Annotated in this window: 8 protein-coding genes; 3 read left to right on the forward strand and 5 right to left on the reverse strand. The window is 31.2% G+C overall.

What is annotated here, in order from left to right:
- Window positions 1-1829 (forward strand): synaptonemal complex protein 1 (locus BT797_RS22210; RefSeq protein ID WP_217653265.1); only part of this gene is annotated, 1829 nt, incomplete at its 5' end.
- A 147-nt stretch (window positions 1830-1976) separates the two neighbouring features.
- Here the strand turns inward: BT797_RS22210 and BT797_RS22215 are convergent.
- Both BT797_RS22215 and BT797_RS22220 read right to left on the reverse strand, forming a co-directional pair.
- Window positions 1977-2168: a hypothetical protein gene (locus BT797_RS22215; RefSeq protein ID WP_075473580.1), complete on the reverse strand. Its 192-nt coding sequence runs from the start codon at window positions 2166-2168 to the stop codon at window positions 1977-1979.
- 1 nt (window position 2169) lies between these two features.
- Window positions 2170-2664, reverse strand: coding sequence for a hypothetical protein (locus tag BT797_RS22220; RefSeq protein WP_075473581.1), 495 nt, complete (start codon window positions 2662-2664; stop codon window positions 2170-2172).
- Between the two features lie 245 nt (window positions 2665-2909).
- Between BT797_RS22220 and BT797_RS22225 the strand changes: the two genes are divergently transcribed.
- On the forward strand, window positions 2910-3218 hold the full coding sequence (locus BT797_RS22225; RefSeq protein WP_075473582.1) for a hypothetical protein: 309 nt from the start codon (window positions 2910-2912) through the stop codon (window positions 3216-3218).
- A 5-nt stretch (window positions 3219-3223) separates the two neighbouring features.
- Entirely contained in the window at window positions 3224-3508 is a 285-nt protein-coding gene (locus tag BT797_RS22230; protein ID WP_075473583.1) for a hypothetical protein, read from the forward strand.
- Between the two features lie 40 nt (window positions 3509-3548).
- Here the strand turns inward: BT797_RS22230 and BT797_RS24005 are convergent, their stop codons facing one another.
- The 3 genes from BT797_RS24005 to BT797_RS24010 all read right to left on the reverse strand — a co-directional run.
- The gene (locus BT797_RS24005; RefSeq protein ID WP_170860799.1) at window positions 3549-3722 is read right to left on the reverse strand and encodes a hypothetical protein; all 174 of its coding nucleotides are present in this window, start codon (window positions 3720-3722) and stop codon (window positions 3549-3551) included.
- A gap of 79 nt (window positions 3723-3801) precedes the next feature.
- A complete protein-coding gene (locus tag BT797_RS22235; RefSeq protein ID WP_075473584.1) occupies window positions 3802-4119 on the reverse strand; it encodes an XRE family transcriptional regulator in 318 nt (105 codons plus the stop codon).
- Window positions 4120-4411: 292 nt separating this feature from the next.
- A partial coding sequence (locus BT797_RS24010) for a zincin-like metallopeptidase domain-containing protein (RefSeq protein ID WP_175545665.1) occupies window positions 4412-5928 on the reverse strand: 1517 nt, incomplete at its 5' end.

A 5928-nucleotide genomic window follows, 5' to 3' on the forward strand; every position in this document is an offset into this window, starting at 1 on the left:
GTATATTACTAGATATTGTAAAAACTGTAGGGTTCAAATCTCCTGATGTTGAATTTCCTCTCTTTGTTAGTCACTTTTCGGATGAAAAATATGATCTATGGGATCGATTTAGCAAGATAGTTAACGATTTTGGCGAGTCTTCATTTGATGAAATAGTGTTATGTATTTCAGAGTCGGCTCCGCTAGATGCTATGATGTCTTTATACTCAAATGCAGCAAAAAAAGAAAGAAAAAATAAAATAACTGAACAGATTGAACAGCGCCTAGATTGGAAGTTAGATCAAGATAGTTTACCAGCAATTGAAAAATCATTTCTATTGGCATTAGAAGGCGATAAATTAGATGTGGCTAAGGTATCTTTAGATGCGGCCAATAAATTTATTGAAAGTCATCCTTGGAGAAAAAGTGAAAAGTTCAAAAGAGTAATTGATAAATGGTCAGTTTTTGATTATAAGTATAAAGTTTTAAGTATATTTTACTCACTTGAATCATATGAGAAAAAAACAAACTTAATCAATGAGGTTTTGGAACCAAAATTAGAAAAGAAGAAATCATTTAATCATGTTGGAGATGATTGGCATAAAGAAGTTGTTTTATTTAAAAGATACATAGAAGGATTAATACAATTAAATGAAACTCCTAATATCGCTAGAGTTACATTTGAACAACTATATTTAGAACATAAATCATCTATGTTTTCTAATCTAATATTCACTTCAAAACTCCAAGAGTTAATAAAAGATAAATCTGAAAAAAACAATTATAAAAATCTAGTTGAAGAATATAAATCAAGTCAAGAAGGCTTTGATATAGATGTATTAACACTCAATAATAAATCAGATTATTTGTACGCTTTATTACTTTCAGGTAACTATAATGAAGTTGATGCAGAATGTTCAAAATTAGTTCCTTCAGAAAAATTCTATCGTCCAATTACTATTACATTTAGTAAAGCGCTTAGAGAAAAAAATAATTTCAAATCAGCTCTGACGTTGCTAGAAGACTATAAAAAATATCACTCAGTTGAATTGGATGGTCAGGAATTAGAAGAGGAGCTTAAAAATATTGAAACCGAAATTGAGAACTCGACTAGTCAACTACAGTTCGAGAGAATAAAAAGTCAGGTATTATGTTCTGATAAAACGGTTGATGAACTTAAAGTGTTTTACAGTGACATAGTTAGAAAACCTGTTCATGAGTTAGTTAAAATCGTATCAGGCAACTCTCAAACTAGCGTTGAAAGCTTTCTCTACAATAATGTACTCTCTTGTTTAAAAGAAATCTTAAAAAGAGGACGAAATTTAGAAAAATTAAATGACAAAAAAGATGAGAATGCAATAAATGATTGGTTTACATCTCTTTTTAATCAAAGACTGTCTAATTTTTCGATTTCTTTATCTGATCAAGCTCGTATTGGCTCTGCTGAAAGTGAGAAAAATGTTGGAGAAACGGATGGTTTAATTACTGATTCTTATAACTCTTCTTTATCCATATTTGAAGCACTAAATTTAAAGTGCATTGATAAAACCGTCATAAATAAACACCTCAATAAAATTACTAAATATGATCGTGAAAGTGTATCTCCAGTTTTTATTGTTTCTTACTGTTATTTCAAAGATTTTAATTCTGGAGTCAATGATTACTGTTCTCATATAAAAAGTGAGCAATACGCTGGATTTGATGAGATTTCAGTACAAAATCATCAATTGGAAAAACTCGATGTCGGCTCAGAATATTATTGTACGGTAGAGTCACGGTGTCGAGGTGGTAAACCAATTTCAATCTATCATATGTTGATTGATTTAACTTTACCTCAACCAAAAAAATAATTTTAAGGTTTGCTATTTACAAACTTAAAATATCAGGTTTAATAGAAAATATAACATTATAAGCAAATGTTATATTTCTTTGTTAAGTGTAATCTTGTAAAAAAAGCATCTCATATCGAGATGTTTTTTTTCGTTCTGAATTTCAATTTATATACAATGGTAAGAAGTGCTACATTCACGACAAGTCATTATGATTTCATCATCTTGACTACACAAATCGCTAATCACTGATTCGTCATTATTGTATTCTAATAGACCGCCACATTCACACGTATCTTCTTCGTAATCATCTTTATTTTTATTATGTCCTTCTGCTTCTAGGTCAGTAACAAATCCCATATCATTCTCCTTTCTTATTTGCTTCAGTCGCTTCATTTCTCACTCTGTTCAACGTTACAACATAGATAAACACGCAGAATTTAAATGCAGGTAAAGCGATAAGAACAGCTTCCATCATACCTTCTGGAATCATCATCTTTGGTGAGTATGACCAGATGTATAACAGCTCGAAAAAAGTAACAAACAGCATAGTAAGAACAACTTGCGAATGTTTTTTTAATTCCTCTTTTTCCGAGTAAATAGAAAGTATGTAATATATCGTAGAGTAAATTGCAATAAGAAAGCTAACTACTAATTTGTTCGAAAGAAGAAAGTTATAAATAGAAATTAATGATCCGAAGAAAAGATTCTCTATCTGAAAGTTAATCGTAATTGGAAGAAGTAGTAGTGTGAAAAATATAGGCAACTTTATTGTACCAAGTACATCCCTGTTTTTTAATGTTTTTGCTAGTTCTGTATTTGAAAGCCATTGTTTTATTTTTGTAAGTGTATTCATTTTATATTCCTTGTTTTGTTATGTAGTTTCCTACCCTTATAGACATACCATTTCATTAATAACTGTCAAAAAAATGTTTAATATTTCCTTGCTTTTGAAATAATTCAAATAATTTTCAAAGTCGAATTTTTCCCTGTCTACTAATGTTTTTATCCACTCAATCACCTAAGAAAATAATTTTAAAATCCTAGGATTTTTGCTAAATAATTTTTGTATGTTTTTTTATAAGTAACCAAGGAGAAAACATGACAGTAAAGAATATAACGGAACAGCTCAATAAACTTTCTAGAACATTTATGAAGAAAAAAAGAATGAAAAATATTGAAGAGCTTCATTGTGATAAAGGAGCTATAAGGATTTCAGAATCGAAGCTCAAGCACGTTTTACATGCAGCATCTAGGAGTGAAGCAGGTTTTAAAATCTACTATTCACAATACAAGAAAGGGAATGGCTACCACATGTGCATCAGCGAAAGTTTTGCAAATTATGCTTATCAGCGAATTTCAAAACTCAACATTTACAAACAAAAATTGAAAAGAATTAAAAAGGATTAATAACAATGGATAAGTTAAATAAGATTTTTAGAAACAAGATTGTGATCTCTGCTTTGGGCGTGATTGCATTGATAGATACAGCATTTGCAATTGACTACTTCACGACAGACCACGAAGCGAGAGATTGCAGAGAAACGCAGTATGAAGAGCTTCAAGCGATGATTAATGATTATGATAGTTCTGGTGATTCACTTGCAAGGATTGCGTTAGGTAAAGTAATAGCAAAGCAAAGCGAAATTCTTACGGAGTTAAAACAAAGTGATGAAATGGCAAAAAACTACTGTAATTAAAACTAACCCAGAAACAATAAAAAGCCCTTACAGGCTTTTTTTATGCGAAGCATTCTTTTGGTTCTCTTGCTTCATCTACAGCAAGATAGACCGATTTAAGAACCTGATAAAGCTCTTCATTCGTCAAATTTGTCTTAGCCAAATCTTCATAAACAGACTGAAGAAAAGGCGGTAAATCAGAAAATAACTGTCTGTAATATCTATCACTTTTCATACCCACTCCTTTTTTATATATCCTATATAAGTTGTATACCATCAAAATTATTTTTTAAAAGAGTAAAGTATTAAAATATTTATGCTGATTTTTTCTTGCTGGTTCTGGGGTGTTCATTTTTAGCCTTATTTATTCTTTTTTGAAGGATTGTCTCATTTAGCAAGATTTCAGGTGTAACGCTTGAACTTTTACTTTTTGAAACATAACCGCCCATTTTTTCAAGCATTTTGAGTAATACGTCTATCTTGAAATATTGTGTCTGTCTCGATAGTAACATTGAAGTTCTTGGTTGACTTATGCCAATGACATACGCAAGTTGGTTCTGAGTTAAGTTGTTAGTCCTATAAGTTTTATCTATAACCTTTATGATATTGTTTTTTATCTTGTCGTTTAACATTGTTGTTTCTCCTGTTTATATGTATAAATCATTATCACAATTTAGATATAATAAAAGTATCGATTGGTTAATTATTGATATTTTGGCTTTATCTACATATTTTTATTTTTTAAAGGTAAGATTTATGAGGTTGAAATAGTTACATTTAAGAACTGGTGCGAGATTGTATTATTATATAAAGTATATAAAGTATATAAAGTATATAAATATACATATTGTATAAATTATCAATGTTTGTGGTGTTAATCTTAATCCACCTCATTAAAAAGCTTCCTAAGTGGAAGCTTCAATTCTACATAGTCAAAGACGAGCGAGACTTTTTTGTAAGCTTCTTATCTTGCTTAGGTTCATCTAGCTCAAGTTCAGGTAATGGCTTTTGTGTGAGCTTTTCACCTTTTAAGGTATCTAAAGACACTTTCGATTCAATCAGCTTTATAAGCGATTTCTTAACCGCTTCATCACGATCATCAGGTTCATCACTGAAATAGGCATTGTCAGCGATTCTTTCAAGTAACTCTGATTTGTCGGTTTCAAATTTATGATAATCAATTTGGTCTGTAACAATCGTGAAGATCTCTTTGTCCTTGACAGATAAGAACGTTGTTTCAACAGTCATACCATCGGCTACAAGATCTTGTTCAAACTTAATCCCGTAATCCTCAAGCTCTTTTAAAGCATTCTCAATTCTGTAGTTGTAGAAGTTAGTAAGAACGTAATCCGAACCCTCGATTCCGTTTTCATAACCTTCAACTAGGCGTTCTGGATGCTTTATCAATTCAGTAGAGTATCCATCGTTGTATCTGACACTTGCACCAAATGTTGAACGTATACCTAACTTGACTAAAACCCTTGTTGCACCTGAATCGGCCGTTAATTCTTCCTGATCGTAATCTAAAGCGGTAGTGGGTAGTAAAACAATCATTGATTTTCCAGTTTTTTTATTAACCTTATTTTCAACAAGAAAACGATTTTTCTTTTTGTAATGACCAGTAGAATGAACGCATTCATGAGCTGAAATATGAAGATAAGATTCAGGATTTTTGTAACGCTCGTAGGGTGCAAAATACATCACATCTTTCAAAGGTGCATAAGCTGAAAGGTCTTCATTATCCAGTTCTATAGTCTTCACACCGTTTGATGCTATGAGTTCTTGCCTTAGATCTAGTAACTCTTGATTGTGCAAAGCAGGGTCCATCTTTATTTCTCTAAGTCTCTTATACTCCCTTAAGTAAAAATGCTTCTCGATGAATTTCTCAGGCAGGTGATCAAAGAATGGCTCAATCGAACCTACAGCAGTATTTGTTGTGTTTCGATAGCTGTAATATCCCTTTTTCTTTATTTCGTCTTCAGATAGATCTTTAGTCAGTTCTTCATATTTTACCTTCGATAATTTTAATGGTGGTTTTTTACCTTTTTGTCTCTTTCTATAAACCTCATAAGATTCAACAATGTTCCCACCGTGTTTATACTCCTTCATTATTTCACCAAGTGAAAGGTGTTTTGACGATTCAGGAAGGGCATCTTCTTTAATTAACTTTTTGAAAAATGTTTCATATCCTATATATGAAGTGACCATTGGAATGTTATATCTATTTTCCGTTTGAGAAACATCTAACAATAATTGATTTGAAAAGGAATGAGGTTTTCCATTAAGGTTTAAATGCATGCCTTTTACCAATCTTCCGTATTGTCCAACATCTATTTGTTCTGTTTCGTCTACTTTCTTTTTTAAACCATCTTTAATCATTCTAGTTAGAATGTTTGCTGTGTATTGTTTTCTTTTTGAAAGTTTCTTTTGTTTTTCTATCT

Origin of the sequence: Moritella viscosa, assembly GCF_900120065.1 — a bacterium.
In the GTDB taxonomy this organism is placed as follows: domain Bacteria; phylum Pseudomonadota; class Gammaproteobacteria; order Enterobacterales; family Moritellaceae; genus Moritella; species Moritella viscosa.

What these genes read in the sequence shown, in the direction of transcription:
- BT797_RS22215 (WP_075473580.1), bottom strand. Translation starts at nt 2,168, where the DNA reads ATGGGATTTGTTACTGACCTAGAAGCAGAAGGACATAATAAAAATAAA.
- BT797_RS22220 (WP_075473581.1), bottom strand. Translation starts at nt 2,664, where the DNA reads ATGAATACACTTACAAAAATAAAACAATGGCTTTCAAATACAGAACTA.
- BT797_RS22225 (WP_075473582.1), top strand. Translation starts at nt 2,910, where the DNA reads ATGACAGTAAAGAATATAACGGAACAGCTCAATAAACTTTCTAGAACA.
- BT797_RS22230 (WP_075473583.1), top strand. Translation starts at nt 3,224, where the DNA reads ATGGATAAGTTAAATAAGATTTTTAGAAACAAGATTGTGATCTCTGCT.
- BT797_RS24005 (WP_170860799.1), bottom strand. Translation starts at nt 3,722, where the DNA reads ATGAAAAGTGATAGATATTACAGACAGTTATTTTCTGATTTACCGCCT.
- BT797_RS22235 (WP_075473584.1), bottom strand. Translation starts at nt 4,119, where the DNA reads ATGTTAAACGACAAGATAAAAAACAATATCATAAAGGTTATAGATAAA.